At 51.7% G+C, this 21,223-nt stretch carries 21 protein-coding genes; 3 read left to right on the top strand and 18 right to left on the bottom strand.

Translation table 11 applies throughout. The annotated features are described in order from the left end of the window. Positions 1-12: 12 nt before the first annotated feature. From RYH70_RS08270 to RYH70_RS08255, 4 genes are all read right to left on the bottom strand, one after another. A complete protein-coding gene (locus tag RYH70_RS08270) occupies positions 13-297 on the bottom strand; it encodes a type II toxin-antitoxin system RelE/ParE family toxin (RefSeq protein ID WP_022997496.1) in 285 nt (94 codons plus the stop codon). Beyond that, positions 297-584: a CopG family ribbon-helix-helix protein gene (locus tag RYH70_RS08265; protein WP_022997497.1), complete on the bottom strand. Its 288-nt coding sequence runs from the start codon at positions 582-584 to the stop codon at positions 297-299. The genes RYH70_RS08270 and RYH70_RS08265 overlap by 1 nt, the downstream gene beginning before the upstream one ends. A gap of 345 nt (positions 585-929) precedes the next feature. Then, positions 930-1,550, bottom strand: coding sequence for a hypothetical protein (locus RYH70_RS08260; RefSeq protein ID WP_317010046.1), 621 nt, complete (start codon positions 1,548-1,550; stop codon positions 930-932). A gap of 348 nt (positions 1,551-1,898) precedes the next feature. Beyond that, complete coding sequence (locus tag RYH70_RS08255; RefSeq protein WP_317010045.1) at positions 1,899-2,138, bottom strand: hypothetical protein; 240 nt, start codon at positions 2,136-2,138, stop codon at positions 1,899-1,901. A gap of 144 nt (positions 2,139-2,282) precedes the next feature. On the opposite strand from RYH70_RS08255, the gene hxsB reads away from it, so the two are divergent. Genes hxsB through hxsA form a run of 3 tightly spaced genes read left to right on the top strand, consistent with a single transcriptional unit; the run spans position 2,283 to position 5,449 of the window. After that, complete coding sequence (gene hxsB / locus RYH70_RS08250; RefSeq protein WP_317010044.1) at positions 2,283-3,719, top strand: His-Xaa-Ser system radical SAM maturase HxsB; 1,437 nt, start codon at positions 2,283-2,285, stop codon at positions 3,717-3,719. A 3-nt stretch (positions 3,720-3,722) separates the two neighbouring features. Continuing rightward, entirely contained in the window at positions 3,723-4,844 is a 1,122-nt protein-coding gene (hxsC, locus tag RYH70_RS08245; protein ID WP_317010043.1) for a His-Xaa-Ser system radical SAM maturase HxsC, read from the top strand. Beyond that, positions 4,844-5,449, top strand: a complete 606-nt coding sequence (gene hxsA, locus RYH70_RS08240; protein ID WP_317010042.1) for a His-Xaa-Ser repeat protein HxsA — start codon at positions 4,844-4,846, stop codon at positions 5,447-5,449. Before hxsC ends, hxsA begins: the two co-directional genes overlap by 1 nt. Positions 5,450-5,658: 209 nt before the next feature. On the opposite strand, the gene RYH70_RS08235 is transcribed toward hxsA, so the two are convergent. The 14 genes from RYH70_RS08235 to wecC all read right to left on the bottom strand — a co-directional run bounded on the left by RYH70_RS08235 (position 5,659) and on the right by wecC (position 21,169). Further along, a complete protein-coding gene (locus RYH70_RS08235; RefSeq protein ID WP_317010041.1) occupies positions 5,659-6,918 on the bottom strand; it encodes an O-antigen ligase family protein in 1,260 nt (419 codons plus the stop codon). Positions 6,919-7,161: 243 nt separating this feature from the next. Next, entirely contained in the window at positions 7,162-8,547 is a 1,386-nt protein-coding gene (locus tag RYH70_RS08230) for a lipopolysaccharide biosynthesis protein (protein WP_317010040.1), read from the bottom strand. Between the two features lie 180 nt (positions 8,548-8,727). Next, positions 8,728-9,903 (bottom strand): DegT/DnrJ/EryC1/StrS family aminotransferase, encoded by a 1,176-nt coding sequence (locus RYH70_RS08225; protein ID WP_317010039.1) that lies wholly within the window; start codon positions 9,901-9,903, stop codon positions 8,728-8,730. Positions 9,904-9,960: 57 nt separating this feature from the next. Continuing rightward, the gene (locus RYH70_RS08220) at positions 9,961-10,575 is read right to left on the bottom strand and encodes a sugar transferase (protein ID WP_317010038.1); all 615 of its coding nucleotides are present in this window, start codon (positions 10,573-10,575) and stop codon (positions 9,961-9,963) included. 4 nt (positions 10,576-10,579) lie between these two features. After that, positions 10,580-11,437: a sulfotransferase family protein gene (locus tag RYH70_RS08215; RefSeq protein WP_317010037.1), complete on the bottom strand. Its 858-nt coding sequence runs from the start codon at positions 11,435-11,437 to the stop codon at positions 10,580-10,582. A 2-nt stretch (positions 11,438-11,439) separates the two neighbouring features. After that, on the bottom strand, positions 11,440-12,660 hold the full coding sequence (locus RYH70_RS08210; RefSeq protein WP_317010036.1) for a glycosyltransferase family 4 protein: 1,221 nt from the start codon (positions 12,658-12,660) through the stop codon (positions 11,440-11,442). A 7-nt stretch (positions 12,661-12,667) separates the two neighbouring features. Then, entirely contained in the window at positions 12,668-13,816 is a 1,149-nt protein-coding gene (gene wecB / locus RYH70_RS08205; protein ID WP_317010035.1) for a non-hydrolyzing UDP-N-acetylglucosamine 2-epimerase, read from the bottom strand. Positions 13,817-13,819: 3 nt separating this feature from the next. Next, positions 13,820-14,941: a polysaccharide biosynthesis C-terminal domain-containing protein gene (locus RYH70_RS08200; RefSeq protein ID WP_317010034.1), complete on the bottom strand. Its 1,122-nt coding sequence runs from the start codon at positions 14,939-14,941 to the stop codon at positions 13,820-13,822. Between the two features lie 11 nt (positions 14,942-14,952). After that, positions 14,953-15,972, bottom strand: a complete 1,020-nt coding sequence (locus RYH70_RS08195) for an SDR family NAD(P)-dependent oxidoreductase (RefSeq protein WP_317010033.1) — start codon at positions 15,970-15,972, stop codon at positions 14,953-14,955. A 2-nt stretch (positions 15,973-15,974) separates the two neighbouring features. Continuing rightward, positions 15,975-16,532, bottom strand: a complete 558-nt coding sequence (locus RYH70_RS08190) for a DapH/DapD/GlmU-related protein (protein WP_317010032.1) — start codon at positions 16,530-16,532, stop codon at positions 15,975-15,977. Continuing rightward, complete coding sequence (locus RYH70_RS08185; RefSeq protein ID WP_317010031.1) at positions 16,492-17,610, bottom strand: glycosyltransferase; 1,119 nt, start codon at positions 17,608-17,610, stop codon at positions 16,492-16,494. The genes RYH70_RS08190 and RYH70_RS08185 overlap by 41 nt, the downstream gene beginning before the upstream one ends. A gap of 12 nt (positions 17,611-17,622) precedes the next feature. Continuing rightward, a complete protein-coding gene (locus RYH70_RS08180; protein ID WP_317010030.1) occupies positions 17,623-19,014 on the bottom strand; it encodes a hypothetical protein in 1,392 nt (463 codons plus the stop codon). Positions 19,015-19,023: 9 nt separating this feature from the next. Next, positions 19,024-19,893: a sulfotransferase family protein gene (locus tag RYH70_RS08175; RefSeq protein WP_317010029.1), complete on the bottom strand. Its 870-nt coding sequence runs from the start codon at positions 19,891-19,893 to the stop codon at positions 19,024-19,026. Position 19,894: 1 nt separating this feature from the next. Beyond that, positions 19,895-21,169 (bottom strand): UDP-N-acetyl-D-mannosamine dehydrogenase, encoded by a 1,275-nt coding sequence (wecC, locus tag RYH70_RS08170; RefSeq protein WP_317010028.1) that lies wholly within the window; start codon positions 21,167-21,169, stop codon positions 19,895-19,897. Between the last annotated feature and the right edge of the window lie 54 nt (positions 21,170-21,223).

Genomic DNA, 21,223 nt, shown 5'->3' with positions numbered 1-21,223 from the left:
CTACGAAGCCTTCTACTCTTGATCAGGCGGCCACAGGCGCGCTGTATGCACGACGTTCAGCACACGAACCTGGCCTTCCACGACTTCATATACAAACATGTAACTGGGATGGACGACCAACTCTTGAGTACCTGGAGCACGGCCAGGCCGCCCGCCGTCGGGATGATCCAACAGCAACGCGGCCTTGTCGGAAAACAACGCATCAAGCCTCAAGGCCGCCAGCGGATTTTCCGACTCTATGTAATCGTAAATGTCATCACGGTCCTGTATTGCCTCTGGCGTCCAAACCAGCTCCATCACTTCGCCTTCGCCAAGCGAGCGCGAGTTGCGGCACGGCGGGCAGCAAACCTGGCCTCAACATCAGCGTCAGGGATGAGGTTCCCTGCTTCCGCCGAGGCTCGTGATTGCTCCACCTTGGTAATCAGCCAGTCGTCGTAATCCTGTGCTTTCTGCTGCCGCGCCACATAGTCACGCATGAAGTCGCGCAGAAGCTGGGCCCCAGTGCGGTCGTGAGCTTTGGCCGCACTGGCGAATTCCGCTTTCAGACCTTCATCGACCCGAAAGGTGAAGGTAGCATCGCTCATGACATTCCTCCCATGTGTTACATATTAAATACAAGGTAACACATTAATCCGTGGCGTCGCTACCTCCTGCCGCGGCCAGCCAACCGTCCCTTCTCTCCCAACCTCCGGCGGCTCTTTCAATAAACAGCCGGATAACCTACCCAAGGGTTCCAAGAACACTATGGCGCGGAGAGAAAGGTGGGGATGTCAGCCGGAGCGGCAGTTGGTGTAAGCCGTTGCCGTCACTTTGTAGGAGATCAATCGGTGGGAGGCTCGCGCAGTATCGTGGTCCGTGGATCGCGATGTCCAGTGCTTAAGCCCTGGCGAAAAGTAGCGGGAAGCCACCATCCAGCGCTGCCGGCACCGCTATGCGCCGTCCTCTTCCGAACGCAGCCTCCCAATAATCGAACGCAGAAGATAATCCGCGCCTGGCGGCACCGAATCGTCTGACGGAACCAGCCCTCCAACCGTTGAATCATTGCGACGAGAAAGGTGGCTCTCCCGGATCATACGTCCGATCATCCGATTGTGATGGGCCGGTCCGAGTACGTTGAATACGAGCGACACGAACTCCCGGCGCAGTTCATATAAAACCCGAGACACATCAACCTCGCTATCCGTACCCTTATTAAGCACCCGAACCGCGGCCACCAAAGGGTCCAGGGCAGCATGCCGGAGCCCCTGGTACGCAAGTGGCTTGTTCCTGCCGTAGTCCACGCTTTGATTTGGGAAATAGAACCGCCCCACCTCCACCAAAGCTGAGATATTGCGGGCAAAGGAATGCCTGTCTTGTGCCGTACACTCCTCGTCCATAACGGCATAGGTCGCGTGTGAAAGCTCCCCAATCGCCTTCTCGGCCCAGGAACGCACTTCCCGCATCCACTCCGCGACGGCGAATTCCGACCGCCGGCCAAGCCGGTAGCTCATCAAACAAGCCGCAAGCGCAATCACGACGCCAAGGATATTAACGAGTATGGAAAAGTTCACAGCCCCCCCTTTGTATCCTGCAATAGCAGATGGAAATAGCTTCCGTCACGATGAAACAACGGTATCGCGACTGGAGATTGTTCTTCGATTTAGTATTTGATCATATCAGGCCCGGCGCCTCCACGTGCACATGCCTCAATCCACTCCACAGCAGTAAACTGGAAACCTTTGAGGCAGCCTTCGCCGAGCTTGGCAAGTATGTGGAAATGCGAGTCGCATAGCTTGCCAGCAGGCTGGCTCCCACAGAAACCTCAACTACGAAGCCGCTGTGGGAGCCAGCCTGCTGGCGAATACGGCCTCCGGTGTCAGGATTCGCTTGCAGGCAAGCTTCCCACAGCGGCTCCGCACTCAGGCCTGAGTCCCTTCTCTCGCACCCTCCGGCGTTGCCTTCAACAAACACCAGCACGCCGTCAGCATCCCGAGAAAGCCGGACAGCCCGCGCACATCCCGCAACAGAGACTGGGTCAGCCCGAAGCCGATGAACGCCACCACCACGATCACTTCGGACACCGCCAGGGCTCTGCCCTGAATGTCCTTGCGGCGGCACAGATTGCGGGCGAAAACACCATGGGCTTCTTTGGGCACCATACCCCAGTATGCAAACCTACTACTACAGGACCCCAAAATGTGATATTAGTCACAACATTGGGGGTGTAGAGGGCTACCAACCCTTATCATCAGAGCAATACGCAATCGGCAGACCAGTTCATAATAAGAGTCGAGAGAATTGCGATGACCTACTCTTCATCACTATTACCATATAATTTACGGTGCCTTGGGGAACATTGGCTCGCCGTGAGTTCGTCAGGCGACCATATCTTTTTGGATGATGCAGAAGCCGAATCTCTACGCGCTGGAGATCCGCAATCCCTGCCTTTATCAACGCAGGCGGCCCTCAAATCCCGCTTTTTCTTACGCTCAGAGCCAGAGAGTCTGGGTAGCGCCCGTCTTTTGGCTGCGCGCCGTTCAGCCCGACACGAGACACTGAAGACTGGACCAAGTCTCCACATCATTGTGCCAACGCTACAATGCGCCCACTCTTGTCAATACTGTCAAGTAAGTCGGGCTCTTGAAGATAATGGCCACACCATGCCTTTAAATGATCTCTACGCTGCCTGCGACAGTATCTTCGACAGCAACGCACCAGCGCTGACCATCGAGTTTCAAGGGGGAGATCCTCTGCTCAGATATGACTTGGTTCAGGCCGCCATATTACGGATAGTGGCGAGAAACGAGGTAGAGAAGCGGTCCATACGTTTCGTGGTTGCTTCGACCTTACATCAGTTAAACGAAGACATGTGTGACTTCTTCAAACAACACCAGGTTTACCTGTCTACAAGTCTGGACGGCCCTGCCTCCCTTCATAACCAAAACAGACCGACCCCAACACGTGATTCATATCAGAAAACCATACGGGGAATCGGCTTGGCACGGCAGCATATCGGGAAAGACAGCGTCTCTGCACTCATGACAACGGCCCAAATATCCTTGAAACACCCAGAGGTCATTGTGGATGAGTACGCCTATCAGCAGCTCCCAGAGATATTCTTAAGACCATTGAGTCTTTATGGATTCGCCAAGAGAAATCAAACGCGATTGGGATATACACTGAATCAATTCCAGATGTTCTATGAGCGGGCACTAGACCGCATCATCGAGTGGAATCGGCGAGGTGTCTATCTCAGAGAAGTCTATGCATCCATAATCTTGAACAAGATTCTATCCCCCTTTGATAATGGCTATGTGGACCTACAAAGTCCCACCGGAGCAGGTTCCAGCGTTCTTGTTTACAACTATGATGGTTATGTTTACCCCAGCGATGAAGCTCGGATGCTTGCGGAAACCGGAGACACATCATTAAGACTCGGAAAGATAGGAACATCCCTTGCCAAGCTCCAAGAGAGTCCTATCCAGCAATCGCTGATTCAAGCCAGCCTGATCGAACACTCCCGTGACTGCCGGACTTGCGTGTACAACCCCTTCTGCTCACCCAATCCCGTGGATGCTCAGGCGCAACTACATGACCTGTACGCCCCAGCATCCAGCACCGAGCATTGTCAGCGACACCTTTGGCTCTTTGATCTTTTTTATCGGCGCATACGCCAAGCCGACGATAACCTCCTGGATCTCTACTACTCCTGGGCGCAACCAGATAGTGTAGGAGAATAAGACATGCGCAAAACCACCGTTCAATGTTCAGAGTGGGCTGCCCCGGGGGTATGGAGAGTCATTGCCCCAAAGGAGATTGCGAACCAATGGCGGGATGATTTGCGGTTTCTGGTTCTCCTTGATGACGACAAGGACCAAGAAGCCGTCGATGCTCTTCACCGGCGGGGGCTACCCAATATCGCATGGCTAAAAACGGCAGGCTGCAAACCCGGAGATGTCGTAGCACTGACACAATCGCGCAAGGCCATCGTGCTCATACGGGACGGGGACCGACATCACTCACTACAACTTACCAACCGTTGTAATAGCTATTGTCTCATGTGCTCACAACCGCCAACCACACATAATGACGATTGGATGGTGGAAGAAGCCATGGAGGTGATACGTCACATGAAGGCCTCTCCGGCGGTATTGGGATTTAGTGGAGGAGAGCCGACATTATTGCGGGAGAAGTTAAGAAACGTAATTGACTGGGTAGCCATCCACCATCCAACCACGGAACTGGAAGTTCTTACCAATGCACGCCTGCTAAAGGACTTTCCCCTGTGCAAGATACTGAGCGAAGGCAGCCCTCCGGTATCCTGGCTTGTCCCCATATATGGACATGCGGACTTTCTGCATGATTTCGTCGTTCAATCCCCTGGTGCATTCGAAGACACGTTACAAGGCATCCTTAACCTGCAAGCTCTCCGTCAACCGATACAGCTGCGTATAGTACTCATTCCTCAGGTTTTGAATATTCTCCCTGAGCTCGCACTTTTTATAGGACGAAACCTGCCTTTTGTAAGAGAAGTTGCCTTGATGGCCTGCGAGTCCATAGGATTCGCGTTGGCGAACCGCGAGCAATGCGAGACCGACCTGACAAACTGGTGGCCAGCCTTAATGAGCTCTGGTCGTATTTTGCAGCGCCATGCAGTGCCCTTCCTCTTCATGAACACCCCATTATGCGCCCTTCCCGAGGAGCTCCGACCACACGCACATAAAAGTATCTCCGATTGGAAAAACGTTTACATGGACGATTGCTCAGTTTGCACAGCCCAACCGGACTGCTCGGGCTTCTTTTCATGGCATGAACGCGGCTGGAAGCCCACAAAAAAAATAAAAGTCATCCAGGAGGCATTATAATGAGCCGCTTTATAAAATCTCTTACCCTGTTTATCGCCAGCGCGGGGTCACTTATCGCCAAGCCGGGCTTCAGCACCGTTGGCACACCGTATCTCACCCCCGGTGCATTCGATAACCTCGATCCAGTTTCATTGCGTCCACTGAATTTCGACCATGAGAACCAGTTCGCTGCCCATAGATCGCACTCAAGCCATAGGTCCCACTCAAGTCACAGATCTCACTCCAGTCATCGATCCCATTACTCCGGGTCCAGTGGACGCAGCACCTATTCAGCACCTCCTCCTGCCTACCATGCTCCCGCATCCCCCCAAGTGGCCCCATCATCCGGGTCGTCGGCGGGTACGGCCAACCGCTTACTGACCCCAAGCTCTCAAGGAAGCAGATCAACGGCGGATTCGAGCTACCAGGAGAAACTCAAATTACAGGTCATGCGTGTGCAAATCGAACTTACATCCCGGCGTCTATATTCCGGGGATATTGATGGGCTTCTTGGGCCCGCTACAAAAGCAGCGCTAAAACGGTTTCAAACCAGTCAATCACTACCTGCCAATGGGTTGATGACAACGGCCACCTTGAATGCTCTGGGTATCCCTGCAGTGCAGTGAGATATTCCTCGCACAGTTGTGATTAAACACGTTGACACGCTCATCACCACTCGTGACCGGAAGGTCGATCTAAAGCAGGCTGGCACCCACAGAAACCTCGACTACGAAACCGCTGTGGGAGCCAGCCTGCTGGCGAATGCGGCTTCCGGTGCCAGGATTCGCTTGCAGGCGGAGCGCCGCCCGGCAAACTTCCCACAGCGGCTCCGAATTCAGGCCCGAGCCCCTTCTCTCCCACCCTCCGGCGTCGCCTTCAACAAACACCAGCACGCCGTCAGCATCCCGAGAAAGCCGGACAGCCCGCGCACATCCCGCAATAGGGACTGCGTCAGCCCGAAACCGATGAACGCCACCACCACGATCACCCCGGACAAGGCCAGCGCCTGCCCCTGAACATCCTTACGCCGTCGAAAGTGTTTAGCGAACAGGACGAGCGGTACACCGTACAGCAGCAATAACGAAATCAGGCCCACCAAGCCACGGCGGGCGGCGGTGTCGATCAGGTCGTTGTGGAGCTGGTCGTAACGGCTGATGCCCTTATCGTAAAGCCCCTCAGCCACCCATTGGTCACGGCGCGCTTCCAACCGCCCTTCCCCCCAACCAAGAATGGGCTTCTCGCGGAACAAGCGGGCACCGGCCCGCCACATTTCCAGGCGAATGCCCAGAGAGGAATAGGTATCGCCTTCGGTATATTCCTCCAGATTCTCCACCGCCTGGGCCACACGCTGGGTCACTCCTGCCCTGGGCATGAAGGACACACTCAGGACCACCACCGCCACCAAGACCGCCAAGGCCACCATGCCACCGCGGTGTAACTGCCGCCAGAAAACACCAAACACCAGCAAAATCAGTGCGGGGAAAACAATCCAACTGCCTCGGGTGCCCGACAGCACGGCGGCGAGCAAACCGGCACCGACGGCCAGCGCGTAGAAGCCACGCAACCACCACTCCCCCTTCACAGGGCGCATCCCCAGTCGCGCCAACAGCCCCACCAGCGATAGCGTTGCCAACAACAACGAAATATTACCGAAGGGAATGGCGTTCATCCCGTTATCCGGCCGCCCGCGCCCCAGCACCCAATGCTCATAGGAAGCGATGCCCCCGGCCAGCAACGCCCCCAACGCCACCCCGGCCCACCAAAACCCAGCCTTCGGCGAAAACGCCCGCCAGGCCATTAGCACCAGGGCCGCCAGCATGGGCCACAATGGCAGCAGAATACCCTGGTTACCTTCACCTACCGGCCACTTGCCAGTTCGGCCCACATCCGCCAGCCAAAGCAGAGAGAAGAGAAGAAGAACAGCCAGGCAAAGAATATCTCCCCGGCCCAGCCGCAACGAATGCCCCGGTTGAAGCCATACAAACACCAGTCCACAGAAGGCCACGCCTCCGGCCAGTAAAGGCACCACGGCATAGCTGTAGCGGAAGGTCATCAACAGGGAGAGGAAGGCGAAAAGCAGAAGGCTGGAAAGCACGGAGAAAAAACGATCCGGCCCAGACGCGGGGGGACAAGAGGAAACCATAATCACCTGTATTCCTTTATCAGGGCCAGTGTTTATCAAACCAGACCTGGCGAATGAATCCGTCGGTGATTGGACAGAAGGAAAGTAAGGCCGTTCCTGTCGAACGCATGAACAGGTTCACGAAACGGCCGAAAGAACAGAAAGACCATGGTCACAACAGGTGCGGCCCGCAGACCGCGCCATTCATTCAACAAACTACCTCACGACGGAGCTCTTAATCCCCATGAGGACCAGAAAATTGGGCCCCGGCAAAGTCCAAATACCCAAGCGGCGCCAAACGAACAACAATGCCACCAGATTTTGCACCACGAGGACAAAAGCCAGCGCCAGAGCGGCGCCGAGAGCACCGAAGGGAGGGATTAGTACGAAGAAGGCGAGCAAGCCAAGCGCATTGCAAATCAAGGCAATATTGCGCATCAGGCGCTCATGTCCAGTCATGTTCAACAGGAAGCCAACGGACCCCGTAGAAACATTCACCAGTTGTGCCAGGGCGATCATCCGTAACAACGGTGCACCATTCTGGAAGCCGTCGCCAAACCAACTCAATACCCAGCCCGGAAAGACCAAGCACAGCAAAAGGAGCGGCGCAGCAACCACAGCACCCAATAGCGCCCCCTGACGGGCCAAACGCCCAAGAGCCGCGATTTGCCCTTGGTGATACAGCGACGCAAAGCGAGGCGGGAAAATAGCGTTGATGACAATCAGAATAAAGCCGATCAAGGTCGCGGTCTGCTGAGACGATTTGAACAGCCCCAAATCTGTGCTGCTCAACAACCAGCCGGCAACCATCACGCCTAGCACTTGCTGCATAAAGCTGGCTAAATTCGTCATGAAGAATGCGCGGGAGGTTGCCGTGAACTGCGCTAAAGAAACAGGTGCGCCCTCTGAAGACGTCGCTTGCTCAGCGCGTCTCGACCACCAAGGTTGTCGGCGGCACCAGCGCCATACCTGATACCCACCTTGCAAAGCCACGAGCCAGGCCGCCACCGCATAAGCGTAACCAATAATGGTCAGACCAGCGCTGTTCCCTGTTTTTTCCCAAACCAGAATTAACACCCCGGCCACCAGAGCCACGGAACCATTTTCCAACAGACAGGCGGTGGCCGGTTTGCGAATGCCCTTGAAAAAACCGGAAAGCAGGAAGCCAAACGCATAAGCGGGCACCGCCAAGGCAATTCCCGTCAAAACACCGGCCAGCCCCGTGGCATCGAAAAGGGCTTCAAACCAGGGGCGCCCAACCCACAGGATCGCCGCTGCCACCAGGCTAATTATAAAACAGCGGGTTACCGCCCAACGTAAATAGCGCAATACAAAGGGCGAACTATGATCCTGGCCCACATAACGCATCAAGGCGTTATCCATTCCAGTCCGGGAGAGCAGTCCAGCCCCCAGTAAAAGCCCCTGAGCCAGGGCGTAAACGCCAACACCCGCCGGGCCATACAAACGTCCGATCACCAGCGCAAGCGCCAAGGCCCCGAGAGCAGCTATGGCCCGAGCGATAAAGGTGCGTATCAGCGCCTGCCCCATCTCCCCGCGGAGACGGCCTTGCAAACCAGCCGATAAACGGCGAACACGACTCAATTCATGACTCCACGCATATCAAGCTAATCACGGCTAGTGAGCGAGACGTTGCCCCACCTCTGCTACAAAGCCGCTGTAGGAGCCGCCAGCCCTGCTGGCGAACCCTATGCCGTTGCACCTTACATTCACCAATAGGCGGAGGACTAGTCCATCTGGCTCTAACAGATCCTGCCGCCACCGCTAAACCGACGCTTCCGCCATCACCGCCCGAATCGTCTCGCATGTCTTGTCGATATGTACCTGCTCCAGGGTGGGATGCACCAGGAACATCAGGCTGGTTTCGCCCAGTTCCTTCGCTACAGGCAAACGCTCTTTCGGTCCCAAGCCAAGATCTTGGAAGCACTTCTCCAGGTAAACTTCGGAACATGAACCGGAAAAGCAAGGCACGCCACGGGCAACGATCTCGTTCATGATACGGTCCCGGTCCCAGCCCTCGGCCAGTTTATCCGGCTGCACAAATACATAGCATTTGTAACCGGCATGCCCTACTTCGGCGGGAATATTTGGCACGCGCAAAGCCGGGATGTCACCGGCGGCTTGCCAAATGGCCTGGGAATGAGCCAGACGCTGACGGGTCCACTCCGGCATGCGCTTCAGTTGAACGCGCCCAATGGCCGCCTGCATTTCCATCATCCGCCAATTGGTGCCCACGCTCTCATGCAGCCAGCGGAAGCCCGGTGGATGGTCACGCTCATACACCGCATTCCAGCTCTTGCCATGGTCCTTGAAGCTCCACATGCGGGACCAGAGGTCGCGATCATTCACGGTGACCATGCCACCCTCTCCACCGGTGGTCATGATCTTGTCCTGGCAGAACGACCAGCAGCCCACATGGCCCAAGCCGCCCACCGGGCGCCCTTTCCAGGTAGCGCCATGGGCCTGCGCGCAGTCTTCAATAACATAGAAGCCGTGCTCTGCCGCCAAAGCCATCATAGCATCCATATCGCTGGGCCAACCGGCCAGGTGCACACAGATAACGGCTTTGGTACGCGGAGTTATCACCTTGGCTACGGTTTCAGCAGTGATGTTCTGAGTATCCGGATCCACGTCGGCAAATACCGGTGTTGCCCCGGCATTGATCACCGTGGTGGCGGAAGCCAGGAAAGTACGTGGCGTCACCACTACTTCATCGCCAGGCCCAATGCCCAGCCCTTGCAACGTCAGGTCCAGCGCCACAGTGCCATTGGCCACAGCAATGGCGTATTCCGTGCAGGCAAAGGCAGCGAATTCTCTCTCGAATTCCCGGCATTCCTGCCCGGTCCAGTAGTTCACTTTATTAGACAGCAGCACGCGTTGTACCGCGTCCGCTTCCTCCTGGGTAAAGGAAGGCCAGGGGGGAAAAGGTCCGTTGAGCATACTTAGCCCTCGACAATATCAGAGCATGGACGATGTGGTTAACGGCCGATGAAAGGCTCAGCCAAAGACGGTTTGCAGGATATAACGAATATCACCCCAGAACGTCCAATCGCGGATGTATTGCAGATTCACTTGGACTTTGTCCGGATAAATGACTTCACGATTGTATCGCTCAGGATCTGGTTGAGCCGCCAGAATGTCTTCTTCATCCCGATACTTCAGAGTAGCCGGCCCAGTTATGCCCGGCCTGATGGACAGGACTGCACGCTCTATGCCGGTGAGAGTGTCGGCATATCCAGGTACGTCCGGACGAGGCCCCACAAAACTCATATCACCCAGCAAAACATTCCACAGCTGTGGCAACTCGTCGATCTTCGTTTTTCTGAAGAAGCGCCCCAAAGGTGTAATACGTGGGTCTCCGGAGCGGGTCACCGTGGTTGTCGTTACCTTGTCAGGTCGCATGGTTTTGACCTTGACCACTCTGAAAAGGCGACCATCCTTACCCACGCGCTGCTGAATGAAAAAACCGCTACTTCTGGTATCCCAGCTAGCTGCCAGGAAAGCAAGGGCAATCAGCCACCATGTACAGATCAGACCAAACAAAGCCACCAGAAAATCAAAAGCCCGCTTGATAAGGGCCTGGGATACCGAAAGCGCAGGTACATCCGTCATGGTCCTAGAGGTATCCATATCGTTTCAGTGTTTCTCCGGTCAATGATTCCAGCCGCGCAACCTCTTCATCTCCCAGGGCTTTACGCCCCTTGCCTAGACTGCCGTTGGACACACCTTTAACTGCTGCCTGAACCTGTTCCAGCGAGACGCTGTAGTCCAGAAACTCGAGAATACGTTGCAGCTCCGGAGCCGGGTTGGACACAAAGTCCTCATAACGCACTCGAATAACACGCTCAGGATCGATCTGGCCCAAATCGTGATCCGCCTTGTCAACACAACGCTGCCACTGCAAGGCACACACTTCGTTCAATGTGTGCTTCTCTAGAATCTCATCCATGCCATCCAGTTTCGGCCCCCAGAAAGCCAGCCGTTTCTCCTTGGAGAACAACCGGTAAACCCGACTCCATAGGTAGCGAAAGCCATAATACGGCAGGTCCGTCGCCGGCACGAAACGCACCTTCTCCATGATGTAAGGGATATCCAGCTTAGCAGTCCATCTCAGCTTGGCCGAACCAGTGGCATCGATACCATCCCGATAAATGTAGACGTACTTGGCTTCCGGCAAAATACGGTCCACGAACGGCACTCTAAGGCAATTGGCGCAAGTCTTCTCTACAACAATGTCCGCCTTTTGAGCATGCCTAATGTCTTGGAAACGAGCGCGAATATAAGCGGAGACAGCCGGGGTCGCCCGATCCGCCGGAATTTCGTCCGAGGGATAGCGCACATTGCCGTGCCGCCAGATATAGTTGATTTCATCGCAAGGCCAGGTTCCAATGCCCTGAAATGACGTCAAAACATCTCTCAACATGTTAGTGCCCGATCTTGGGGCTCCGACAATTACCAAATCGGTGAATGCCATACTTACTTGTCATCCTTTGCTGATAACAACGCAGACCAGGTATCCAAAACAGGAGCTTCAGAGTATACCGTGGCCAGTTCCCCTGCCTTCTTCTTCATTACTTTCAAGTCATCGGCCTCGTCCGCCAACCTTAAAATGACGTCTTTAAGCTGATCGACGTCGCCACCCGGAACCGCTACTCCGACATGATTACCCACGATATCTCTTGCTAATTGACTATGCGTCTCCACAGCAAGCAGAACGGGACAGCCTTGTTCCAGATAGGTTATTGTCTTGCTTGGGTAGGCATACTTGTATAGCTCAGGAACTAGGCTGACAAATCCTACGCTGGCGTTTCGCATAGCCTGTTTGGCAACCTCAACTGGATGATGCCCAACAAAGCGCACATTAGCCTGTAACGATTCCACCATCTGCTCCAGTGATGCCTTCGCCGTCCCCTCCCCCATCATCAACAGGCAAATGTCCTCCCGATGCTTGATGTCCGCCATAACTCGCACCAGAGTCTCAAGCCCCTGGAAACGTCCGATATTCCCAGCAAAAAGAATCACGAAGGGTTCTTCTGGCCAGACAAATGGTAAAGCGGCCTGAGCGGAGTCATTGGACGGTAGGCTGAAATTATTGATCACCTCTGTTGCCGGCCCCTTGCTGGGGTTTCTGGCCTCCAAGCTATGAGCCATGTCCTCGGAGAGCACAACAACCGGGGCAGCCTGACGGCAAGCCCAAGCATCCAGCTTCTTTAAAACCCCGAACACATGAGGATTACTGAACTCACCCGATATCCTGCCAATTTCGGGATGAATATCCATGCAATGATAGATAAACCGTGCTCCGCTCAAGCGTGCCGCCAAAGCGGTAAACCATCCTGCCAAGACCGGTGGCGAGGTCGAAACCATGACAACGTCATATCGTTTCTGGATAACCACACGCCATAAGATACAGAGCCCCAGTTTCAGCGCATTGGTAATTCGCCTTATTGGACGTCCAGCTTCAGGAGGCAGTTCTATGCGGGTGACGGTTGCGCCATCCACATCCTGCTTGCTCGGTTGTCGTTCGTTATTCAGGGCTGCCTTATAAGAAGGCTGTGACGACAACACATCGACCTCATGCCCGTCATCCACCCATCGCCGTACAATGGAGCGCAGCATTGATGCGTAAGGAGGCGTATCCGGCCAATAGTATCTATGAATCGCGAGAACTTTCAGGGGTACAACCGGAGAACTCATCGGCCGCTCAGCTCCAATCATACCGGCTGAACGAATCCATATTTTTCCAATGGCCGGCCAGTTTGGCCGTACCCGTAATCAGGCGCACCACCCGCTCCGAGGTGTTTCTGACCTTGTATTCCTCGGGAATCTCCCGTTCTACTCCGGAGAAAACATCACGGGAAGCCGTGGCAATCTTCACCCCTTCAATCAATACTTCCTTGTCCAAACCGGTAAGTGCGATAGAGCCGGTATCCAAGGCCTCGGGGCGCTCAATGGAGCGACGCAGGGTTACAGCAGGAAAATCGAGAATCGAGGATTCCTCACTGATGGTGCCGCTGTCGGAAATGGCACAGAAGGCGGTCATCTGCAGTCGGTTATAGTCGAAGAAACCGAAAGGCTTCAGGAATCGAATGGCATCACTCTCCTGCGCCAAACCCAGCTTCTCCAGACGATTACGAGTACGGGGATGGGTGGAGACCACCACCGGGAATCCGAACTCGTCATGGAGCGCCTGTAAAGCCTCAACAACTTGCGTTAGATTTTCCCGGCTATCCACGTTCTCTTCACGGTGGACACTCACAATAAAGAAGCGTTTCTCGTCCAAACCTAATCTATCAAGCACATCAGACTGGTTGATCTTATTCAGAGAGTGTTCCAGCACCTCTCTCATTGGGGAGCCCGTCAGATAAATGAAGCGATGAGACAGCCCCTCGCTTATTAGGTGACGGCGGGCATGCTCTGTGTAGACCAGATTGAAGTCCGCCAGATGGTCCACCAACTTACGATTGATCTCCTCCGGCACATTGGCGTCAAAGCTGCGATTACCTGCCTCCATATGGTAGGCCGGTATTTTCATGCGTTTTGCCATGATGGTGGCCGTGGCACTGTTGGTGTCACCCAACACCAGCACTGCATCGGGCTGTTCTTTAAGCAACACTTCCTCGGTCTTGATCAGGATTTCACCCAGGCTACGACCAAGAGAAGAGGTATCCACGTTCAGAAAGTGGTCCGGACGCCGTACACCCAGCTCCTCAAAGAACACATCATTGAGTTCGTAATCGTAGTTTTGGCCGGTATGAACGATCTTGTGGTCCACTACCTTGTCCAGGGCCGCCATTACGCGGGACAGACGAATAATCTCCGGGCGGGTGCCCAGAATAGTCATAATTTTCATCAATCAGCTCTCCTGATCCTGCAGCACCGGCAGGAAATAGGTATCCGGGGCGCCAGGATCGAAAATCTCGTGACTCCAAAACAGCGTCATCACTTCCTCACTCCCTACGTTAGTGATGCTGTGGGTGTGGAGGGTGGGCATGTCGATATAGACTGGTTCACTGCCGGAAACGTGAAACTCCTTCACCTCGTCATCGAACAGGCGACGCAGCCGAATGACCGCCTCGCCCTTGATAACCAGAAAGCGCTCCACCTTATTGAAATGAAAATGATTACCGCGGGTAATGCCAGGTTTCGTCGTCGAAAGGAACGCCTGGCCGCCGTTATCCGCCTTAACCGCCTCAAACAATGAACCCCGATCGTCGGTGTGCAGCGTCAAGGCGCAGGGGTAATGGGCAGGATACAAGAAGGAGCGCAAAGTGTTGAATAATTCCAAATCGAACCGATCACGCAGATCTGGTACTACATGCCCTGTATAGCTGGCGTGCATAGCGGACAGCTTGCCGGCGACCTCTGCAGCGGAGATAGACCGCCCTTTCAAGCGCAGCTCACCGACTTCTCTCTTCTCAAGCACATCCACGATACGGGCACAGATATCCTGGGCATGCAGCAGTTCCAGCATACCACCCGCATTAATAGACAGGGACTCCCCCGCTACGATCTGCTGACAGAATGTGAAAACCGCTGAATTGTAGAAGGCCCGCCCACCTTCACCAAACACGTGCGGCAACACCAATTCCATGTATCGGGCGCCTTCACTTTCCGCCCATCCGCGAAGCACCCGGTCAGCGCCAGCCTTACCCCGGCCATAGGCATTATCGCGCTCTTTATGGATTGTGTTGGTATAAATCAAGTGGGGTCTGGCACCGGTACGGCGCATGGCGGACACCAATCGGTCCGCCAAATCAATATTGCCCTGCTCCAGTGCCTGGTCATCAGCCCGGTTTATACCCGCACAATGAATAACAACCTCTGCGCCACTAAGAGCCGCATCGAGGGTAGAGTCGTCGTTAAAACCGAGACGATCCAGCGCGACAACCTCTTCCTTCCAGGCATCGAGTACGCTCAGATGGCTACGCAGATGCCAACCCAACAGGCCAGCAGCGCCGGTAATGACGGTCTTCATGAGAAGCTCCTTCAGTGTTCCAGTGCGGCTTGCACTTCGGGGAGAGTCAAAAGCAGGTCTTTCAACTCATTTTTGATGAGTTGGTAGGTGTTATGAGAGTGATAGTCCTCAACAGCCGACTCCTGAACATCACCCTCAGTGAAATACTTGGCGTAGTTGAGATCCCGGTCGTCGTAGGTTACCCGGTAATAGTCGCCCATATCCTCGGAGCGACGCAATTCCTCGGCACTGGCCAGCGTCTCATAAAGCTTCTCACCGTGACGCATACCGATAACCCGAATGTCGTTATCAGCGTTAAATATCTCCTGCAGCACCTCTGCCAGAAGCCGAACAGTGCAGGCAGGCGCTTTCTTGATGAAAATGTCGCCTTGGTTGGCATTCTCAAAAGCGAAATGGACCAACTCAATGGCATCATTCAAGGAAAGCATGAAACGAGTCATGGAAGGCTCGGTTAATGTCAAAGGCTTACCTTCCTTGATTTGCTTGATGAAGAGAGGAATAACAGAGCCCCGCGAACACATCACGTTACCGTACCGAACACAGGAAATGACCGTGTCGCCCTCACCTAGTTGGCGGCTGGAAGCTTGCGCCACCTTTTCCATCATTGCCTTGGACATGCCCATGGCATTCACCGGCATCACCGCTTTATCGGTACTGAGGCACACCAAGCTCTTCACCCCCGCGTCCACCGCACTATCGATAACATTCTGGCTGCCGATGATGTTGGTTTTCACCGCCTCCATCGGAAAAAACTCGCACGAAGGAACCTGCTTCAGCGCAGCAGCGTGAAATACCAGATCGACGCCCTTCATGGCTTTATCAACCGCGGCACGGTCCCGAACATCACCGATATAAAATTTAAGCTCAGGGCGCCCGTAGGCAATTCGCATTTCCTCTTGTTTGGCTTCGTCCCGGCTGAGGATACGGATCTCTTTATAACCTTCGGCCAACAACTTGCTAACCATCGTCTTACCGAATGATCCGGTTCCTCCAGTTACAAGAACAATATTTTCAGCTTTGTTTTCAGCCATGACTAGGTAACCTTTCCTGTGAACTGATGTATTCCACGGTATCCATCCTTAATCGAATCGAGGTGGCTGGCTAAATCCGCATCACTATTAAAGCGATTTTGAATAAATTTAGCGGGCACACCACCCCATACTTGTCCTGCAGGAACGTCCTTAGTAACTACTGAGCCTGCAGCGACTATACTAGCATCCCCAATTTTGATGCCTCGCATAATGATAGAATTCTGCCCAATCCATACATCATCGCCAATATGAGTATCAGCGACCTCCTCCCTGCCAGAAAAAATTATTGGCACGCCAACAGATCGAAAAGCGTGGTCCCCACCAATAATCGAAACATTCTTAGCAAACATAACGTACCGGCCGACTAAAACCCGCGGATATATCAACGCTCCGGAGTTAACAAACCCGCACTCCCCCATAACAAAGTCTTTTGATATCTTTGACCCAGCAGCCAAATAACACGTATTATGGACTTTGGACAAGCCGTACTTAATTAGCCTTAACCTTCCTATGATTTTTCTAATCAGTAGACGCATCATCTCCACCTGTAACAGCTGCATGAATCCTTCTAGCCTGAGGAACGGGAGACCACTTAGATATAACTTCGTCCAGGCATCGTGCCCTTATCTTAGATCTATCCTCTGGGCTATTATATATAGTTGCGGCCTTCAAAATAGCATTCGCCAACCCCTCAACATTTCCTATTTCGAATAAAAAACCTGTCTCATTTTCTATAACCGCCTCAGACTCAGGTGCCTGTCTCGTATTGTCGGAGTGTGTAATTACTGGAACCCCATGAGACATACTCTGAATGGCAGTCAAACCAACCATTCCCGGAGCGACAGTCACTGCGGCTGAAGAATAAAGAGAGGAAAGTTCTTCTTTATCATATGAAGATCCCCAGAATTGAACTTGAACTCCATATTCTTGTGCACATTGGACCAGAAAATCCCGCTCAGATCCGTCCCCAACAAGCAAAAGCTGTGGTCGCCAGCCATGCCGATCTTCTATTATCTTCATTGCCTTAATTATTTCATCAATGCCCCGCTTCTTTTCAAGCCTCGTCACACATATCAGATAACCAGGGTCAAGCTCTGTAATATTATCCCTCTCTTTCATATTGCCAGCATCAATACCCGACACCGAATTATATACAGAAAAGATCCATTTCTTTGAAAGAAAAGGAATTCTTTTCATTATCTTTTTATTTCTATCGTTATACAAAAGAATCCCGCTTGGAATTAAGTAATAAAAAATCTTCACCATATCTCTAAGAGGACGAAGCGGCCGATGCCAACCTATAGTCCAAAAGAAAACCTTTTTCCCAAGCATTCTCGCCGCAAGCGCCGAAACCCAAGTAGAAAGATAATAGGGATTTGCCAAATAAATCAAAACATCATAATCATGCGATATAGAGTTTGAAAAAACCCCTTTCTGCCACATAAATTTCTTATAAACTTTAATGCACCTAGTTTTGGTAAAGCTCCGCAGCTCTTCCTTGCCAACACCTTTTATACCTTGAGAGGTGTAATCATTTTCGTCAGCGAAGAAATGATAATCCCCTTTTTTCTCCAACTCTAAAAACACTTCTTTTCTATAATGAGCAATAAAATGATAAAATATGGCGACCTTTTTCATATAAACCAAAACTCATTCACGCCCAACAATAGATCGAGAGAAGTATAGCTTATCGGCCATCAAGGAAATTAAGTACGCTGCGATCAACAAATACACCGTATTGTTGAAATTACCTCTCACAAGATAAGGTAACCACATCCCCATCGTACTAATCACTGTCATCCAACGCAAAGACAAGGGGCGGATTAAATTAAAAAAACAGCCCCACAAAAACATGACAATGCCACCGCCCCAGTATCCGAAATTGATATACGCATCACCTATAACACCAGGAGAAACACTCACTCGGCCTACAACCCCGTCTACAACTTCGTTGGCAAAGACGTACGCTGTAAGCTCCGGACGCTCTACAAAGGGAGCGAACCCGTACAATATCCTGAGATACGAATCCCCATTTAAAAAGGGGTGAAACTGAGGAAAGCGTTCCAGCGCCTGCCTAACATAATAGGCATATCCTAGATCGGTCCTCTCTATAGATCTTCTAATAATAATTTCTGCCCGCTCCATATCGATATTATCAAATCCAGAAACAAAGCCAGACCTCAAAATAGCAACTCCAACCACCAAAAGGACGACCACAAATATCAAGGCCATATACTTAGGGATGCTTGCTATCTTGAGCCCCTCTGTAATCAGGAAACCCTTTCTATAAAAAACATAGCCAAAATAGAAGGAAAGAATAATAGCAATAGGGAATGATCTAATTCTGTACACTGCAAAATTCGCCACAACAACGAATATAACAAATAGTATATTTCTTACTTTAAATAGATTACCAGACGCCCCCGACAGGAATATCGACATCGGAGCCATTAGAAGGAAGTACACAAAAAGAGCGTAAATTAAAGAGATCCCTCCCCCCTGCACCCGAACACTCTTCTCAGCAACTAGGGGGTTAACCCCGCTGGCGAGCATAATACCCAAGAAAACAAAAAAACCTATAATAACGGCCTCTTGCATTCTTTTTGACGCCCAGAGCAACCCTTCCGAACTATATAGAACTCTGTCTTTCTCTACCGAACCAATCAAAAGATCAGAAACCACCAGCCCCAAAACAAAAAAAACGTACCCCATCCCAATTAAAAGATTAGAAGAGATAAGCGTTAATGACGAACCGTAATATTCAACAACCCCAAAACTTATGAGCAACGGATTCGTCATAAAAAGCAGAACATACGAAAGGCAAAAAAGCCCTGAAATCAAAGACTTATTTATTATGTAGCAAGAAAGAACTGCGGATTCGATGAAGAATACCGAATAAATAGTATGATAAATATAGTCCGCATGACCCTCTGAATAAAATGATTGAAAAAAAATAATAGCCGCAAGCACAGTAATGTGAATTATCAGGCCAGGCCCTAGTATAGCTCTTCTGACAGGGACTATTGTTGTAATAGCAGCCATTCCGCTTTACTACCTCCACAACCCCAAATCTTTCTTTGTAATTTTCTCTAATTCCAGAATATCATTCTGGAAGATCTCTTTCATTTCCGCCTTTAACTTATCCTCAACCTCAACTCTCCCACCCTCTCTAGAATTCATTCTTTGTAATTTAGACGCAAGCCCCACGGAGGAATGCAGCCCCATTTTTCTTTTCGCTTTTCCGAGAAGGGATAAAGCCTTATTTAGAAACGGATACTTGATCATAAACCCTGAATTTTCAACAGGAAAATCAAATCTTCCATCATCCTCGACACCAATAAAACCCAAGGTTTCCAAGTAAACTTTTCTTGGGGCTTTTTTTAGCTCATCGAAAATCACAAAATGGACACTGTCACTATGCACTTCATTTATTAATTTCTTACACTGCTGTCCCAACATGCATCTATCAATGTAGTTTTGTAAATATTTTTGTTTTGGGCTCAGACTTTTTTTATTTCTATTCAGCTCCAGACTATGTTTCCAGCTCTTTGCAAAATCCTCATTGAACGCATAGTCACCTCTTATAGCTTGACCATGAAGGGAAATACACATATCAACTGGATTCCTAAGAGCAACAATAAACTTTGCCTGTGGCTGGTACTCCATTATCTGCCTCACAGCATTGTCAGAGTGCAAGTAGCCTGTAGATGCGTCTATGACAGCCGTGTGCGACTCGTTAGCACGAGAAAAAACCCGCTTGTATTCATCCCAGCTACTAACCCCCCGAATATCAACATCCTCAAAAAATGCAGGTTCCTTTGGGTTACTTACAAACACATCGGGGTGGCCAGACAAATATGTAGCCAACGAAGTTGTCCCGCACTTTGGCGCTCCGAGCATAAATACATTAGGCTTCTTCATTTTATAACCCATCTCTTTTAACAATACCTTTAGTGTCAAATATCTCGCCAGACACTTTTTCGCTTTTATCTAAAAACTCTTTATGGTCCACGAGAAAAACATGCAAATCACAACATTTAGCAGCCTGATCAAACTCCTTCATAACACCTTGCCCTTCCAAACTAGAAGGCAGCTTTTTTATGTTCGGTTCTACAAAAACAAACTCAGCATCAATGTTCGAGACAATCAACTCACTCACCCTCATAGCAGGGCTTTCCCTCAAATCATCAATGTCAGCCTTAAATGTTAACCCGTATACACCCACCGTAACATTGCCTTTCTTATTCCTTATCCTCTCTACAGCTTCTTTCACTTTCTCAAACGTCCAGATCGGCTTTCCATCATTAACATCTCTGGCCGATTTTATAACTTTGGACTCATTGGGAGACCGGCTTACGATAAACCACGGATCGACTGCAATGCAGTGACCACCAACTCCTGGACCAGGATTAAGAATATTTACTCTTGGGTGTCTATTTGCCATTTTAATTAGCTCCCAAACATCGATGGAAAGCCCATCACATATAATGGAAAGCTCATTGGCAAACGCGATATTCACGTCCCTAAAGGCATTCTCTGTCAGTTTTGCCATTTCCGCTGTTCGAGCAGTTGTGGTGAGACACTCCCCTCTTACAAAGGTTTTGTAAAGGTCACAAGCTGCAGTACTACTCTTCGCGGTCATACCACCAATGATACGGTCATTTTCGATTAGCTCGTACATAACACGTCCAGGAAGCACCCGCTCAGGACAATGCGCCACCATAACATCCGCCTCCTCTCCCGCTTGTTGGGGGAAGGTCAGATCAGGTCTTGCCTCAGCCAGCCAATCAGCCATTTGCTCCGTTGCCCCCACAGGAGATGTGGATTCCAAAATCACCAGGTTTCCCTTCTCCAGTACTGGTGCAATGGAGTCCGCTGCCGCTTGTATGTAGCTCAGATCGGGAGAGGGGATTTCGTCTTCCGCTTGCCTCTTCTTGAAGGGAGTCGGTACTGCTACCAGGAATGCGTCCGCTGGCTCCGGGCGGGCAGTCGCCCGCAGATAACCTTCTTTGACGGCGGCATGCACCGCAATATCCAACTCTGGCTCAACAATATGGATTTCACCACGGTTAATCGTGTCCACCACATGTTTGTTAACATCCACGCCAACCACCTTTTTGCGGCGAGATGCGAACATGGTGGCGGTGGGCAGGCCGATGTAGCCGAGGCCAACTACACAGATCGTGTCGAAGTTCATACGGTTCCTTGTCCTAGATCAATATTCGTGTTTGGGGGTGTCGTAGCGGCCCTT

It is taken from the genome of Alloalcanivorax xenomutans (assembly GCF_032810065.1).
Taxonomy (GTDB): Bacteria; Pseudomonadota; Gammaproteobacteria; order Pseudomonadales; family Alcanivoracaceae; genus Alloalcanivorax; species Alloalcanivorax xenomutans.
Note: the sequence above shows the minus strand (reverse complement) of the source record. Positions and strands in the feature narration are given on the sequence as shown.